This is a genomic window from Pseudomonas sp. B5(2017) (assembly GCF_002112825.1).
Taxonomy (GTDB): Bacteria; Pseudomonadota; Gammaproteobacteria; order Pseudomonadales; family Pseudomonadaceae; genus Aquipseudomonas; species Aquipseudomonas putida_Z.
On the sequence record NZ_NEIR01000008.1, the window covers coordinates 41,209 to 54,722 of the forward strand.

At 63.4% G+C, this 13,514-nt stretch carries 16 protein-coding genes; 6 read left to right on the forward strand and 10 right to left on the reverse strand.

The genetic code is table 11. The features are described from left to right. Window positions 1-5: 5 nt before the first annotated feature. Window positions 6-857 (forward strand): carbon-nitrogen hydrolase family protein, encoded by an 852-nt coding sequence (locus CAG00_RS13720; RefSeq protein WP_085664513.1) that lies wholly within the window; start codon window positions 6-8, stop codon window positions 855-857. Between the two features lie 2 nt (window positions 858-859). Continuing rightward, a complete protein-coding gene (gene tldD, locus CAG00_RS13725) occupies window positions 860-2,299 on the forward strand; it encodes a metalloprotease TldD (protein ID WP_025337816.1) in 1,440 nt (479 codons plus the stop codon). A 139-nt stretch (window positions 2,300-2,438) separates the two neighbouring features. Here the strand turns inward: tldD and yjgA are convergent, their stop codons facing one another. Further along, complete coding sequence (yjgA, locus tag CAG00_RS13730; protein WP_025337817.1) at window positions 2,439-2,960, reverse strand: ribosome biogenesis factor YjgA; 522 nt, start codon at window positions 2,958-2,960, stop codon at window positions 2,439-2,441. 108 nt (window positions 2,961-3,068) lie between these two features. Here yjgA and pmbA point away from each other — a divergent pair, with 108 nt between their 5' ends. From pmbA to CAG00_RS13750, 4 genes are all read left to right on the forward strand, one after another. Further along, window positions 3,069-4,415, forward strand: coding sequence for a metalloprotease PmbA (pmbA, locus tag CAG00_RS13735; protein ID WP_025337818.1), 1,347 nt, complete (start codon window positions 3,069-3,071; stop codon window positions 4,413-4,415). A 243-nt stretch (window positions 4,416-4,658) separates the two neighbouring features. Then, entirely contained in the window at window positions 4,659-5,060 is a 402-nt protein-coding gene (locus CAG00_RS13740; protein ID WP_025337819.1) for a hypothetical protein, read from the forward strand. Further along, window positions 5,053-6,429, forward strand: coding sequence for a lyase family protein (locus CAG00_RS13745; RefSeq protein WP_085664514.1), 1,377 nt, complete (start codon window positions 5,053-5,055; stop codon window positions 6,427-6,429). Before CAG00_RS13740 ends, CAG00_RS13745 begins: the two co-directional genes overlap by 8 nt. Before the next feature lie 75 nt (window positions 6,430-6,504). Next, on the forward strand, window positions 6,505-7,116 hold the full coding sequence (locus CAG00_RS13750) for a superoxide dismutase (RefSeq protein WP_085664515.1): 612 nt from the start codon (window positions 6,505-6,507) through the stop codon (window positions 7,114-7,116). A gap of 364 nt (window positions 7,117-7,480) precedes the next feature. On the opposite strand, the gene CAG00_RS13755 is transcribed toward CAG00_RS13750, so the two are convergent. The 9 genes from CAG00_RS13755 to CAG00_RS13795 all read right to left on the reverse strand — a co-directional run bounded on the left by CAG00_RS13755 (window position 7,481) and on the right by CAG00_RS13795 (window position 13,506). Beyond that, a complete protein-coding gene (locus CAG00_RS13755) occupies window positions 7,481-7,753 on the reverse strand; it encodes an HPr family phosphocarrier protein (protein ID WP_023660775.1) in 273 nt (90 codons plus the stop codon). 19 nt (window positions 7,754-7,772) lie between these two features. After that, window positions 7,773-8,627, reverse strand: a complete 855-nt coding sequence (gene rapZ / locus CAG00_RS13760) for an RNase adapter RapZ (protein ID WP_085587488.1) — start codon at window positions 8,625-8,627, stop codon at window positions 7,773-7,775. Between the two features lie 2 nt (window positions 8,628-8,629). Next, a complete protein-coding gene (gene ptsN, locus CAG00_RS13765; protein ID WP_015269060.1) occupies window positions 8,630-9,094 on the reverse strand; it encodes a PTS IIA-like nitrogen regulatory protein PtsN in 465 nt (154 codons plus the stop codon). 12 nt (window positions 9,095-9,106) lie between these two features. Beyond that, complete coding sequence (gene hpf / locus CAG00_RS13770; RefSeq protein ID WP_003255135.1) at window positions 9,107-9,415, reverse strand: ribosome hibernation-promoting factor, HPF/YfiA family; 309 nt, start codon at window positions 9,413-9,415, stop codon at window positions 9,107-9,109. 79 nt (window positions 9,416-9,494) lie between these two features. Beyond that, window positions 9,495-10,988, reverse strand: a complete 1,494-nt coding sequence (locus tag CAG00_RS13775; protein WP_015269061.1) for an RNA polymerase factor sigma-54 — start codon at window positions 10,986-10,988, stop codon at window positions 9,495-9,497. A 175-nt stretch (window positions 10,989-11,163) separates the two neighbouring features. Then, window positions 11,164-11,889, reverse strand: a complete 726-nt coding sequence (gene lptB / locus CAG00_RS13780; RefSeq protein ID WP_015269062.1) for an LPS export ABC transporter ATP-binding protein — start codon at window positions 11,887-11,889, stop codon at window positions 11,164-11,166. Continuing rightward, entirely contained in the window at window positions 11,890-12,414 is a 525-nt protein-coding gene (gene lptA / locus CAG00_RS13785) for a lipopolysaccharide transport periplasmic protein LptA (protein WP_015269063.1), read from the reverse strand. Next, entirely contained in the window at window positions 12,401-12,973 is a 573-nt protein-coding gene (lptC, locus tag CAG00_RS13790) for an LPS export ABC transporter periplasmic protein LptC (RefSeq protein ID WP_085664516.1), read from the reverse strand. The genes lptA and lptC overlap by 14 nt, the downstream gene beginning before the upstream one ends. A gap of 8 nt (window positions 12,974-12,981) precedes the next feature. Continuing rightward, the gene (locus CAG00_RS13795) at window positions 12,982-13,506 is read right to left on the reverse strand and encodes an HAD family hydrolase (RefSeq protein WP_024086339.1); all 525 of its coding nucleotides are present in this window, start codon (window positions 13,504-13,506) and stop codon (window positions 12,982-12,984) included. Window positions 13,507-13,514: the final 8 nt, after the last annotated feature.

Consider the following 13,514-nt stretch of genomic DNA (forward strand, 5'->3'; position numbering starts at 1 on the left):
TGCCCATGAAGGCAGCTGTAATCCAGATGGTCAGCCAGGACGATGTGCTGGCCAACCTGCAGCGCGCCGGTGCCCTGCTGGAGCAGGCCGCCTTTGGCGGTGCACAACTGGCCGTGCTGCCAGAAAACTTCGCCGCCATGGGCCGCAAGGATGCCGCTGCCATCGGCCGCGCCGAAGCGTTGGGCGAAGGGCCGGTCCTGCCATGGTTGAAACGTACCGCCCGCGACCTCAAGTTATGGATTGTCGCCGGTACCTTGCCATTGCCACCGGTCGGCCAGCCTGAAGCCAAGGCGCATGCCTGCTCGCTGTTGATCGACGAACACGGTGAGGTAGCGGCACGCTATGACAAGCTGCACCTGTTCGATGTGGACGTTGCCGACAACCGTGGCCGTTACCGCGAGTCTGACGACTATGCTCACGGCGCTCAGGTAGTGGTGGCTGATACGCCGGTGGGGCGGCTGGGGCTGAGCGTGTGCTACGACCTGCGCTTCCCCGAACTGTACAGCGCACTGCGCGCCGCTGGTGCGGAACTGATCACTGCGCCGGCCGCCTTCACTGCGGTAACGGGCGCGGCGCACTGGGAAGTGCTGGTGCGCGCCCGGGCCATCGAGACCCAGTGCTACCTGCTGGCTGCGGCGCAGGGCGGCACTCACCCGGGGCCACGGGAAACCCATGGCCATGCGGCGATCGTCGACCCCTGGGGGCGCATCGTCGCGGAACAGGCGCAAGGTGAAGCGGTACTGCTCGCCGAGCGCGACATTGACGAACAAGCGTCCATCCGGGCGCGCATGCCGGTGGTATCGCACCGGCGCTTTTTCTCGCAGGGCGCGTTGCGGCCTGCGCACACCTCGGAGTGACTATGAGCCAGATGTTATCCACCGTCAGCGAGCAGCTCCTGGCCCCAGGCGGCTTGACCCTGGACAGCCTGCAGAGCGTGCTGGGTGAGTTGGCCGGCCCCGGCATCGATGCCGCCGACCTGTATTTCCAGGGCCAGATCTCGGAAACCTGGGCGCTGGAAGACGGCATCGTCAAAGAGGGCAGTTTCAACCTCGACCAGGGCGTGGGCGTGCGTGCCCAGTCGGGTGAAAAGACCGGCTTTGCCTACAGCAACGCAATCAACCTCGAAGCGCTGACCTCGGCCGCCCGTGCCGCCCGTTCGATCTCCCGTGCCGGGCAGAACGGTAAGGTGCAGGCCTTCCGCAGCCAGGACGTGACTGCCCTTTATCCGGCGGACAACCCGCTGGATGTGCTCAGCCGTGCTGAAAAGGTCGACCTGCTCAAGCGTGTCGACGCCGCCACCCGTGCCCTGGACCCGCGTATCCAGCAGGTCAGTGTGAGCATGGCCGGGGTCTGGGAGCGCATCCTGATCGCTGCGGCCGATGGCAGCCTGGCCGCCGACGTGCGCCCGCTGGTGCGCTTCAACGTCAGCGTCATCGTCGAGCAGAATGGCCGCCGCGAGCGTGGCGGGCAGGGCGGTGGCGGGCGTACCGACTACCGCTTCTTCACCGAAGAGCGGGTCATGGGCTATGCCCGCGAAGCGCTGCGCCAGGCCCTGGTGAACCTGGAGGCGATCCCGGCACCGGCTGGTACCCTGCCGGTGGTGCTGGGCTCGGGCTGGTCGGGCGTGCTGCTGCACGAGGCTGTCGGCCATGGCCTGGAAGGTGACTTCAACCGCAAGGGCAGTTCGGCGTTCAGCGGCCGCATTGGCGAGAAAGTGGCATCGAGCCTGTGCACCATCGTCGACGACGGCACCCTCGAAGGCCGCCGTGGCTCGCTGAGCGTGGATGACGAAGGCACCCCGACCGAGTGCACCACGCTGATCGAGAACGGTGTGCTCAAAGGCTACATGCAGGACAAGCTGAACGCGCGCCTGATGGGCATGGCGGTGACCGGCAACGGCCGCCGCGAATCCTACGCGCACCTGCCGATGCCGCGCATGACCAACACCTACATGCGTGCCGGCGAAAGCGACCCGCAGGAAATCATCGCTTCGGTGAAGAAGGGCATCTACTGCGCCAACCTCGGCGGTGGCCAGGTGGACATCACCAGCGGCAAGTTCGTGTTCTCGACCAGTGAGGCCTACCTGATCGAAGACGGCAAGATTACCGCGCCGGTGAAGGGGGCGACCCTGATCGGCAATGGCCCGGAGGCGATGAGCCGGGTGTCGATGGTCGGTAACGACCTGGCGCTGGACAGCGGGGTAGGGACTTGCGGCAAGGACGGGCAGTCGGTGCCGGTGGGGGTCGGGCAGCCGACCTTGAAGCTGGACGCGATTACCGTGGGCGGTACCGGGGCGTGATGGCCATCTGGGACCGCTTTGCGGTCCTTTCGCGACGCAAGGCCGCTCCCACAGGGATTGCGCCATGCAGAAATGGCTGCGCACTTACTGTGGGAGCGGCCTTGTGTCGCGATTGGGCCGCAAAGCGGCCCCAGGGTGATCAGCGCAAGCCGCGCTGCAGCTCGTCGAGGTCGCGGATGTACTTGAACACCTTGCGCGCGGCGGCAGGCGGTTTGTTCCGCGCCTTCTCGTGCTGGGCATGGCGTACCAGCGAGCGCAGTTGCTGGCGGTCGGTGTCGGGGTATTCGCTGACGAAGCGCTCGAGGTCTTCGTCGTTACCGTCGATCAACCGGTCGCGCCAGCGCTCCAGGCCGTGGAAGCGCTCGTTGTACTGGCGGGTCGAGCTGTCCATCTGTTCGAGCAAGGCGTGGATGGCATCCAGGTCCTGCACGCGCATCAGCTTGCCAACAAACGACATGTGGCGTTTGCGGGCACCGTGAGCGGTGTGCTTGCTGGCTTCGGCCAGGGCCTTGCGCAGCTCGTCGGTCAACGGCAGGCGAGCCAGGGTATCGGCCTTGAGCGTGGTAAGGCGCTCGCCGAGTTCGACCAGCGCATGCAGCTCGCGCTTGATCTGGGTTTTGCTTTTTTCGCCGTCGAAGGCGTCGTCGTTTGAATCAACCATGGTGGCAGTCCGCTAGAAATCGCCGCCATGATAACCAGTCGGGGGCCGCTTGTCCGGCCCGGTCGTAGAATGACCCTCGCCGAACGCAGAATTTGAGTGGAGAGAACCATGAGTGCAGTCCAGAGCGTAGGTCCGAAGGACCTGCCAGCATTGCAGGAGCAGGTCGAGGCGATCATCGCCGAAGCGCGCCGCCAGGGGGCCAGTGCCTGCGAAGTGGCGGTGTCGCTGGAGCAGGGCCTGTCCACCACTGTACGCCAGCGAGAGGTCGAAACGGTCGAGTTCAACCGCGACCAGGGCTTTGGCATCACCCTCTATGTGGGCCAGCGCAAAGGCTCGGCCAGCACCTCGGCCAGTGGCCCGGAAGCGATCCGCGAAACCGTCGCCGCCGCCTTGGCGATTGCCAAGCATACCTCCGAAGACGAATGTTCCGGCTTGGCCGACGCAGCGTTGATGGCCCGCGAGATCCCGGACCTGGACCTGTACCACGACTGGAACCTCGAGCCGGAGAAGGCCATCGAGATGGCCCTGGCCTGCGAGGCGGCGGCGTTCGACGCCGACCCGCGTATCCTCAATGCCGACGGCACCACCCTCAATACCCACCAGGGCTGCCGCGTGTATGGCAACAGCCATGGTTTCATCGGTGGCTACGCCTCGACCCGGCACAGCCTGAGCTGCGTGATGATCGCCGAAGGCGACGGCCAGATGCAGCGCGACTACTGGTACGACGTGAACCGCCAGGGCAACCTGCTGGCAGACCCGCGTAGCATCGGCGTGCGCGCTGCCCAGCGTGCTGCCAGCCGCCTGGGTGCGCGACCGGTGCCGACCTGCGAGGTGCCGGTGCTGTTCTCGGCCGAGCTGGCCGGTGGCCTGTTCGGCAGCTTCCTGTCGGCCATCTCCGGCGGCAACCTGTACCGCAAGTCGTCGTTCCTGGAGGGGACCATTGGCCAGCGCCTGTTCCCCACCTGGCTGACCCTCGACGAGCGCCCGCACATTCCGCGGGCACTGGGCAGTGCCGCATTCGACGGCGATGGCCTGGCTACCTATGCCAAGCCGTTCGTCGACAAGGGTGAGCTGGTGTCGTACCTGCTGGGTACCTATTCCGGGCGCAAGCTGGGTTTGCCAAGCACGGCCAATGCCGGCGGCGTGCACAACCTGTTCGTCAGCCATGGTGTCGAAGACCAGGCGGCGCTGATCCGGCGCATGGGCCGCGGGCTGCTGGTGACCGAGTTGATGGGGCATGGCCTGAACATGGTGACGGGGGATTATTCCCGTGGCGCGGCAGGGTTCTGGGTCGAGAATGGCGAGATTCAGCACGCGGTGCAGGAAGTGACCATTGCCGGGAACATGAAAGACATGTTCCAGCAGATTGTCGCGATTGGCAGCGATCTTGAGACCCGCAGCAACATTCACACCGGCTCGGTGCTGATCGAGCGGATGACTGTGGCGGGTAGCTGATCCACAGCCTGTACCGGCCTCTTCGCGGGTAAACCCGCTCCCACAGGTGCTGCACCAGACTTAAGCCCTGTGCGATTCCTGTGGGAGCGGGTTTACCCGCGAAGAGGCCGGTGCAGGCTATAGAGAATTTTCAATGAAACCGAAGACCCGGCCCCCACGCCGGGTTTTTTGTTTCATCACCTTTCTCTTGAAGTGATTCTGTTTATCACCTAATAATGAATATCATTATCCAGTAACCCGGCGATGATGTTCATGAAACCCGTCCTCCGCGAACTGCCCTACCTGGAAAACTGGCGCTGGCTCAGCCGACGCATCCGCTGTGCGCTCGAGCCCGACGAGCCGCGCTTGATCGAGCATTACCTGGCTGAAGGCCGTTACCTGGTGTGCTGCACCGAGACCTCGCCATGGACGGTGGCGCTGACCTCCTTCCGCCTGCTGCTGGATACCGCCTGCGACCGCATGCTGCCTTGGCATTGGCGCTGCCTGTGCCTGGACCAGGCCTGGCGCCCGCTGCTGGACCTGCGCAACCTCGACCGCGAGGCCCAGAACCAGCGCTGGCAGCCCTACGCCCTGCAGTTGGCCAATTGCCGCCTGCTGCCGTCGATTTCTCCCGATGAACTGATGCAAGGATTTGATGATGAGTGATACCCGTATCGAGCGTGACAGCATGGGCGAACTGCAGGTGCCGGCCCAGGCCCTGTACGGTGCCCAGACCCAGCGCGCGGTCGACAACTTCCCGATCAGCGGCCAGCGCATGCCGGCCCAGTTCATTCGTGCGCTGCTGCTGGCCAAGGCTGCCGCGGCCAAGGCCAACGTCGAACTTGAACAGCTGTCGACCGCGCAGGGTCAGGCCATCGTCACGGCAGTCGAGCAACTGCTGGCGGGTGACTTCATCCAGCATTTCCCGGTGGATGTGTTCCAGACCGGCTCCGGCACCAGCTCGAACATGAACGCCAACGAGGTGATCGCGACTCTGGCCAGCCGCGTGCTGGGTGAAGCCGTCAACGCCAACGACCACGTCAACTGCGGCCAGAGCAGCAACGACATCATCCCGACCACCATTCACGTCAGCGCCGCCCTGGCCCTGCACGAGCAGTTGCTGCCAGCCCTGGCGCACCTGGTACAGGTGATCGAGGCCAAGTCGGCACAGGTGCATCAGCACGTGAAGACCGGCCGCACCCACCTGATGGACGCCATGCCAGTGCGCATGAGCCAGGTGCTGGATGGCTGGGGGGCGCAGATCAATGGCGCCAAGGCACACATCGAAGCGACCCTGCCGAGCCTGCAGGCGCTGGCCCAGGGTGGCACCGCCGTGGGCACCGGCATCAACGCCCACCCACAGTTCGCTGCCGGTTTCGCCCGCCAGCTCAGCGGCCTGACCCAGGTCGAGTTCACCCCCGGGCAGAACCTGTTCGCCCTGATCGGCTCGCAGGACACCGCGGTGGCCCTGTCCGGCCAGCTCAAGACTGCCGCCGTGGCGCTGATGAAGATCGCCAACGACCTGCGCTGGATGAACTCTGGCCCGCTGGCCGGGCTGGGCGAAATCGAGCTGCAAGGCCTGCAGCCGGGCTCTTCGATCATGCCGGGCAAGGTCAACCCGGTGATTCCGGAGGCCACCGCCATGGTCGCCGCCCAGGTGATCGGCAATGACGCCACCATCGCCATCGCCGGTCAGTCCGGCAACTTCGAACTGAACGTGATGCTGCCGGTGATCGCCCGCAACCTGCTGGAGAGCATCGAGCTGATGGCCAACGTCAGCCGCCTGCTGGCCGACAAGGCCATCGCCAGCTTCAAGGTCAACGAAAGCAAGCTCAAGGAAGCCCTGGCACGCAACCCGATTCTGGTCACGGCGCTGAACCCGATCATCGGCTACCTCAAAGCCGCTGAAATCGCCAAGACCGCCTACAAGCAGGGCCGTCCGATCATCGATGTGGCGCTGGAGCACACCGACCTGCCGCGTGACCAGCTGGAAGCGCTGCTGGACCCGGAGAAGCTCACCGCCGGTGGTATCTGACACTGAGTCACGGCCCAAGCGCCAGCGGTGGCCGTGTTGGTCATCGCCCAACCCATGCCTACGGAATTCACTGATATGCCCCATACCTTGCCTGCACTGTCTTACGCCTACGCTGCGCTGGAACCGCACATCGACGCGCAGACCATGGAAATCCACCACACCAAGCACCACCAGACCTACGTCAATGGCCTCAACGCCGCCATCGAAGGCACCGAGTGGGCTGAGTGGCCGGTGGAAAAACTGCTCGGCGCGGTCGGGCAACTGCCGGAAAACCTGCGTGGTGCGGTGACCAACCATGGTGGCGGGCACGCCAACCACAGCCTGTTCTGGACCGTGATGTCGCCGCAGGGCGGGAGAGAGCCGCAGGGCGCTCTGGCGCAGGCCATCGACGCCCAACTGGGCGGCTTCGATGCCTTCAAGGAGGCCTTCACCAAGGCTGCGCTGACCCGCTTCGGCAGTGGCTGGGCCTGGTTCAGCGTGACCCCGCAGAAAACCCTGGTAGTGGAAAGCAGCGGCAACCAGGACAGCCCGCTGATGCACGGCAACACGCCAATCCTCGGCCTGGACGTGTGGGAGCATGCCTACTACCTGAAGTACCAGAATCGTCGTCCGGAATACATCGGTGCTTTCTACAACGTCATTGACTGGGCGGAAGTGGAGCGCCGCTACCTCGAAACCCTGAAGTGAGTTTCCCCGGTATGCGCTCCCAGATGATGTCTGTCAGCCGTGTGCGCCTGTTTCGCCTGTTTCGCCTGGCGCTTGGGACTTTGCTGTTGCTGGCAGGCACTGCGCTGCTATTGGCGCGCGGCTTCGCCTGGTTGGACCTGGCCTGGCCAGCTTGGGGCTGTGCATCGGTTTGCGCCGGATGATGGGGTGTTCACCGGCTTCGCTGTGGGGGCGGCACATGACTCATTGAATTAGCGGGGACTCTGTGGGAGCGGCTTTAGCCGCGAACACCGGCGCAGCCGGTGCCATGCACCGCGTTGGATTCTTCGCGGCTAAAGCCGCTCCCACAGGGTACGCGTACCGCTTGCGAATGAGCCAGCGAAATTCATTCGCCTTCGTCGAAGAAGTTGTTGATCAGCTCGACCAGCGCATCCATGGCATCAACGTCCTGCTCGCCTTCGGTATGCAGGTGCACCTGGGTGCCTTTGCCGGCCGCCAGCATCATCACCGCCATGATGCTCTTGCCATCCACCAGCTTGTCCGGCGCACGGCCAACCCTGACCTGGCAGGGGAAGCGGCCGGCAACGCCGACGAACTTGGCTGCCGCCCGGGCATGCAGACCCAGCTTGTTGATGATGGTGATTTCACGGGCGGGCATCGTGGGGCGGATCCTTGGGCTAGAGGTCGCGGTGGCGGACCTGGACGTTTTTCAGGGATTGCTGCAGCAGCTGGCCAAGGCGTTCGGTGATGTACACCGAGCGGTGGTGACCGCCGGTGCAGCCAATGGCAATGGTGACGTAGGCACGGTTGCTGGCGGCGAAGCGGGGCAGCCACTTGAGCAGGTAGCTGGAAATGTCGTTGAACATCTCTTCGACATCCGGCTGTGCGGCCAGGTAGTCGATTACCGGTTGGTCGAGGCCGGAGTGCTCACGCAGCTCAGGCTTCCAGTAGGGGTTGGGCAGGCAGCGCACATCGAACACCAGGTCGGCATCGACCGGCATTCCGCGCTTGAAACCGAACGACTCGACCAGGAACGCGGTGCCAGGCTCGGGCTGGTTGAGCAGGCGCAGCTTGATCGAATCACGCAACTGGTATAGGTTCAGGCTGGTGGTATCGATCTTCAGGTCGGCCAGGTCCGCAATCGGCCCCAGCAATTCGCTTTCCACCCGAATCGCTTCCGCGAGCGAGCGGTTGGCGTTGGTCAGCGGGTGGCGCCGGCGGGTTTCCGAGAAGCGCTTGAGCAGCATGTCTTCGTCGGCATCCAGGTACAGCACGTCGCACTGGATATGCCGGGCGCGGGCTTCTTCGAGCAACTCGGGGAAACGCGTCAGGTGGCTGGGCAGGTTGCGCGCGTCGATCGACACGGCGACCTTGGGTTGCAGCAACTCGGTATTGATCAGTGCATTTTCCGCCAGCTGTGGCAGCAGCCCGGCGGGCAGGTTGTCAATGCAGTAGAAACCGTTGTCTTCCAGGACATCGAGGGCGGTGCTCTTGCCGGAGCCGGACCGGCCGCTGACGATGATCAGGCGCATGTTCAGTGCTCGTTCTGTACGTCCAGGACAACCTGGAACAGGGCCTCGCTGCTGGTGGCCGCACGCAGGCGATCACGGACCTCCTTGCGATCGAGCATGCTGGCAATCTGGCGCAGCAGTTCCAGATGGGCATCGGTGGCGGCTTCTGGCACCAGCAGGACGAACAGCAGGTCCACCGGCGCGCCATCGATGGCGTCGTAGTCGATAGGGGCTTCCAGGTGCAGCAGGGCGCTGACCGGAGCGGAACATCCTTCAAGCCGGCAGTGCGGGATGGCGATGCCGTTGCCGAAACCGGTCGAACCGAGTTTTTCCCGGGCGACCAGTTTTTCGAAGACGTCTTGCATCTCCAGTTCGGGCACTTGTTCGGCGATGACGGTGGCGACCTTTTCCAGGGCGCGCTTCTTGCTGCCGCCCGGCACGTTCACGAGGGAACGGCCGGGGGTCAGGATGGTTTCAAGTCGGATCATGGATGAGGGGGATCAGCGGGCAGCTGCACCTTGCAGCAGGCTTTGCTGTTTTTCCTTGTGTTTTTTCAGTTGGCGGTCGAGCTTGTCGGCCAAGGCGTCGATCGCTGCATACATGTCTTCGTGTTCGGCGTTGGCAACCACTTCGCCGCCGGGAATCTGCAAGGTCGCCTCGACCTTCTGCTGCAGCTTCTCGACTTTCATGATGACCTGCACGTTGGTGATCTTGTCGAAGTGACTTTCCACGCGAGCGAGCTTTTCAAGCACATAATCGCGCAGTGGCTGGGTGACTTCTACATGCTGTCCACTGATATTGACTTGCATACAGCTTCTCCTTTGTTGCCCGTGCATAAAGAGGCAGGTCTTGCACCTGCCCCACAAACGCTGTGGCACATCTCAGGGGCTACATCAGTCGCTTGCGCTCGCTCGACGGTGCGATGCCGAGTGACTCGCGGTACTTGGCGACGGTGCGACGGGCTACCTGGATGCCTTGTGCCTCCAGTAAACCAGCGATCTTGCTGTCACTCAATGGCTTTTTCTGATTTTCCGCCGCAACCAGTTTCTTGATGATCGCGCGGATCGCCGTAGACGAGCATTCTCCGCCTTCGGAGGTGCTGACGTGGCTTGAGAAAAAGTATTTCAGTTCGTAGATGCCACGCGGGGTGTGCATGTATTTCTGCGTGGTTACCCGCGAAATGGTCGACTCGTGCATGCCCACCGCTTCGGCGATGTCATGCAGTACCAGCGGCTTCATCGCTTCGTCGCCGTGGTCGAGGAAGCCGCGCTGGTGCTCGACGATCTGCGTGGCCACCTTCATCAGGGTTTCGTTGCGGCTTTGCAGGCTCTTGATGAACCAGCGCGCTTCCTGCAGCTGGTTGCGCATGAAGGTGTTGTCGGCGCTGGTGTCGGCCCGGCGCACAAACCCGGCGTACTGCGGGTTGACGCGCAGGCGCGGAATGGCCTCCTGGTTCAGCTCCACCAGCCAGCGGTCGCTGTCCTTGCGCACGATGACGTCGGGCACCACGTACTCGGGCTCGCTGGACTCGATCTGCGAGCCGGGGCGCGGGTTGAGGCTTTGTACCAGCTCGATGACCTGGCGCAGCTCGTCTTCCTTGATTTTCATGCGACGCATCAGCTGGCTGTAGTCACGGCTGCCGAGCAGGTCGATGAAGTCGGTGACCAGGCGCTTGGCTTCGGCCATCCACGGGGTGCTGGCAGGCAGTTGGCGTAGTTGCAGCAACAGGCATTCGCCCAGGGTACGGGCGGCAACGCCGGCTGGCTCGAACTGCTGGATGCGGTGCAGCACCGCTTCGACCTCGTCCAGCTCGATATCCAGCTCCGGGTCGAAACCGGCGCAGATCTCCTCGAGGGTGTCTTCCAGGTAGCCCTGGCCGTTGATGCTGTCGATCAGGGTGACGGCGATCAGGCGGTCGGTGTCGGACATCGGAGCCAGGTTCAGTTGCCACAACAGGTGGCTTTGCAGGCTTTCGCCGGCCGATGTGCGGGTGGTGAAGTCCCACTCGTCGTCGTCGTTGCTCGGCAGGCTGCTGGCACTGGTCTGGTAGATGTCTTCCCAGGCGGTGTCGACCGGCAGTTCGTTGGGGATGCGCTCGCTCCACTCACCGTCTTCCAGGGTGTCGGCACTGGTAGTGCTTTCCTGGAAGCTGTTGTCCTGGACTTCGGCGGCCGGCTTGTTCTCGGCGTTATCCGCCATCGGGTCGCTGTTGTCGAAGTCGTCGCCGTCTTCCTGACGTTCGAGCATCGGGTTCGACTCCAGCGCTTCCTGGATTTCCTGTTGGAGGTCCAGGGTGGAGAGCTGGAGCAGGCGGATGGCCTGTTGCAACTGCGGTGTCATCGTCAGTTGCTGGCCCATTTTAAGGACGAGCGATGGTTTCATGGCTGGGGCTTAATACCTTGTTCGCCGGCGCGCATGCGCCATCCACTACACGAGGGCGCCGGGGCGCCAGATCAAGCAAGTTTTATGCCTTAAATTGTAGCGTTTGCCTAGAGCACCGTAACACTTTACCCCGGGTTTCAGGGCGATTTGCCAGTACTCCAGGCGCGTGCCGGGCTCAGAGCCGGAACTCGTGGCCCAGATAAACCTCTTTGACCAGGTCGTTGGCCAGGATGGTTTCGGCGTCGCCTTCGGCGATCAGCCGGCCATCGTTGACGATATAGGCGGTTTCGCAGATATCCAGGGTCTCACGCACGTTGTGGTCGGTGATCAGTACACCGATACCCTTGGCCTTGAGGTGATGGATGATCTGCTTGATGTCGCCGACCGAAATCGGGTCGACACCGGCAAACGGTTCGTCCAGCAGGATGAACTTGGGTGCGGTCGCCAGCGCGCGGGCAATTTCCACGCGGCGGCGCTCACCACCGGATAGGCTCATGCCGAGGTTGTCGCGAATGTGGCTGATGTGGAACTCCTGCAGCAGGCTTTCCAGCTCTTTGCGCCGGCCGTCGCGGTCGAGCTCCTTGCGGGTCTCGAGGATGGCCATGATGTTGTCGGCCACCGACAGCTTGCGGAAGATCGAGGCTTCCTGCGGCAGGTAGCCGATGCCGGCGCGGGCGCGACCGTGCATGGGCTGGTGGCTGACATCGAGGTTGTCGATCAGCACGCGCCCCTGATCGGCCTGGACCAGGCCGACGATCATGTAGAAGCAGGTGGTCTTGCCGGCGCCGTTGGGGCCGAGCAGGCCGACGATCTGGCCGCTGTCGATCGACAGGCTGACGTCACGTACGACCTGCCGCCCCTTGTAGCTCTTGGCCAGGTGCTGGGCTTTGAGGGTTGCCATTTACTCGGCCTTCTTCTTGGGCTGGATCACCATGTCGATACGCTGACGCGGCGAGGTCACGTTGCCACCGCGACCGGCGGTTGCCACCTGGGTCTGGGTGTTGTAGACGATCTTCTCGCCTTCGGTGGTGTTGCCCTCGTTCTCGACCTTGGCGCGGTCGGTGAGGATCACCATGTCCTTCTGCGACTGGTACTGGATGGTCACCGCCCAGCCTTTCATCTTGTCTGGCTTGGCTGCGCTCTGCTGCTGCTCGAAGTAGGCCAGGTTGCCCACCGAGGTCACCACGTCGATGTCGCCGGAGGCGGAGCGGGTGATGGTCACGGTGTTGCCTTTGATCATCATCGAACCCTGGGTGATGATCACGTCGCCGGTGTAGGTGGCCACGCCCTGCTTGTCGTCCAGGTGGGCGTTGTCGGCCTGGATGCGGATAGGCTGGTCACGGTCGTTCGGCAGGGCGAGGGCGCTCGCGCTTCCCAGTGCTGCGCTCAGGCTGAGCAAAAGGGGGAGGGTTTTAACGAGCCTCATACTGTCCTCTTACGTTAGAGAGCAAGTCCATCTTGCCTTCTTTCAAATACGCTTTCATTCCTTTGCCCGTAGTTGTGCCACCGGCGCCGTCGATTCTAACGGCTTGCTCGGTCTGCGCATATTGCTTCTGCGGGAACACGGTCATGCGTGAGCTGGTAATGATCATTTCGCGCTGCTTTTCGTCGGTGCGGGCGACCCGTACGTTGTCGATCAGTTCGACTTCGCTGCCGTCCGGGTTGACTTCGGCGCGGGTGCTCTGCACATGCCACGGGTATTCGGTACCGCGGTACAGGTGCAGGTCCGGCGTGGTCAGCAGGGTGATTTCGCTGGCCTTGAGGTGTTCGACCTTGTCGGCGGTCATTTCGTACTGCAATTTGCCGTCGGGCAGGAACTGCACGCTGTGGGCGTTGACCGCGTAGTAGTCGATGGCGCTTTCGTCGACCTGGGTCACCGGCTTGTCGAGGAAGCTTTCCGGGCTGACATTCCAGTAGCCGATCGCCACCAGCAGGGCGGCGATCACTGCGAGCAGCGCAATGTTGCGGGCTTTCTTGCTGAGCATGGGCAGCCTTACAGGTAGTTGGCGTTGGCAGCGTCCAGGGTGCCCTGGGCCTGCATGATCAGTTCGCAGAATTCACGGGCCGCGCCTTCGCCGCCACGTGCCTGGGTCACGCCATGGGCGTGCTGGCGAACGAACGGCGCGGCGTTGGCCACTGCCATGCCCAGGGCGACCCGGCGGATTACCGGCAGGTCGGGCAGGTCGTCGCCCAGATAGGCCACTTGAGCATAGCTCAGGCCCAGTTCGGCGAGCAGGCCGTCCAGCACCACCAGTTTGTCCTCGCGGCCTTGGTACAGGTGCGGGATGCCGAGGTTCTTCGCCCGGCGCTCGACCACCGGGGTCTTGCGCCCGCTGATGATCGCGGTGGTCACGCCCGAGGCCATGAGCATCTTGATGCCCTGGCCGTCGAGGGTGTTGAAGGTCTTGAACTCGCTGCCGTCCTCGAGGAAGTACAGGCGCCCGTCGGTGAGCACGCCGTCCACGTCGAACACTGCCAGCTTGATGTTCTTGCCGCGTTGCATGAGGTCCTGGTTCATTCCATCGC

Excerpts from the sequence above, each read along its gene's own strand:
- CAG00_RS13720 (WP_085664513.1), top strand. The coding sequence starts at position 6 with ATGAAGGCAGCTGTAATCCAGATGGTCAGCCAGGACGATGTGCTGGCC.
- tldD (WP_025337816.1), top strand. The coding sequence starts at position 860 with ATGAGCCAGATGTTATCCACCGTCAGCGAGCAGCTCCTGGCCCCAGGC.
- yjgA (WP_025337817.1), bottom strand. The coding sequence starts at position 2,960 with ATGGTTGATTCAAACGACGACGCCTTCGACGGCGAAAAAAGCAAAACC.
- pmbA (WP_025337818.1), top strand. The coding sequence starts at position 3,069 with ATGAGTGCAGTCCAGAGCGTAGGTCCGAAGGACCTGCCAGCATTGCAG.
- CAG00_RS13740 (WP_025337819.1), top strand. The coding sequence starts at position 4,659 with ATGATGTTCATGAAACCCGTCCTCCGCGAACTGCCCTACCTGGAAAAC.
- CAG00_RS13745 (WP_085664514.1), top strand. The coding sequence starts at position 5,053 with ATGAGTGATACCCGTATCGAGCGTGACAGCATGGGCGAACTGCAGGTG.
- CAG00_RS13750 (WP_085664515.1), top strand. The coding sequence starts at position 6,505 with ATGCCCCATACCTTGCCTGCACTGTCTTACGCCTACGCTGCGCTGGAA.
- CAG00_RS13755 (WP_023660775.1), bottom strand. The coding sequence starts at position 7,753 with ATGCCCGCCCGTGAAATCACCATCATCAACAAGCTGGGTCTGCATGCC.
- rapZ (WP_085587488.1), bottom strand. The coding sequence starts at position 8,627 with ATGCGCCTGATCATCGTCAGCGGCCGGTCCGGCTCCGGCAAGAGCACC.
- ptsN (WP_015269060.1), bottom strand. The coding sequence starts at position 9,094 with ATGATCCGACTTGAAACCATCCTGACCCCCGGCCGTTCCCTCGTGAAC.
- hpf (WP_003255135.1), bottom strand. The coding sequence starts at position 9,415 with ATGCAAGTCAATATCAGTGGACAGCATGTAGAAGTCACCCAGCCACTG.
- CAG00_RS13775 (WP_015269061.1), bottom strand. The coding sequence starts at position 10,988 with ATGAAACCATCGCTCGTCCTTAAAATGGGCCAGCAACTGACGATGACA.
- lptB (WP_015269062.1), bottom strand. The coding sequence starts at position 11,889 with ATGGCAACCCTCAAAGCCCAGCACCTGGCCAAGAGCTACAAGGGGCGG.
- lptA (WP_015269063.1), bottom strand. The coding sequence starts at position 12,414 with ATGAGGCTCGTTAAAACCCTCCCCCTTTTGCTCAGCCTGAGCGCAGCA.
- lptC (WP_085664516.1), bottom strand. The coding sequence starts at position 12,973 with ATGCTCAGCAAGAAAGCCCGCAACATTGCGCTGCTCGCAGTGATCGCC.
- CAG00_RS13795 (WP_024086339.1), bottom strand. The coding sequence starts at position 13,506 with ATGAACCAGGACCTCATGCAACGCGGCAAGAACATCAAGCTGGCAGTG.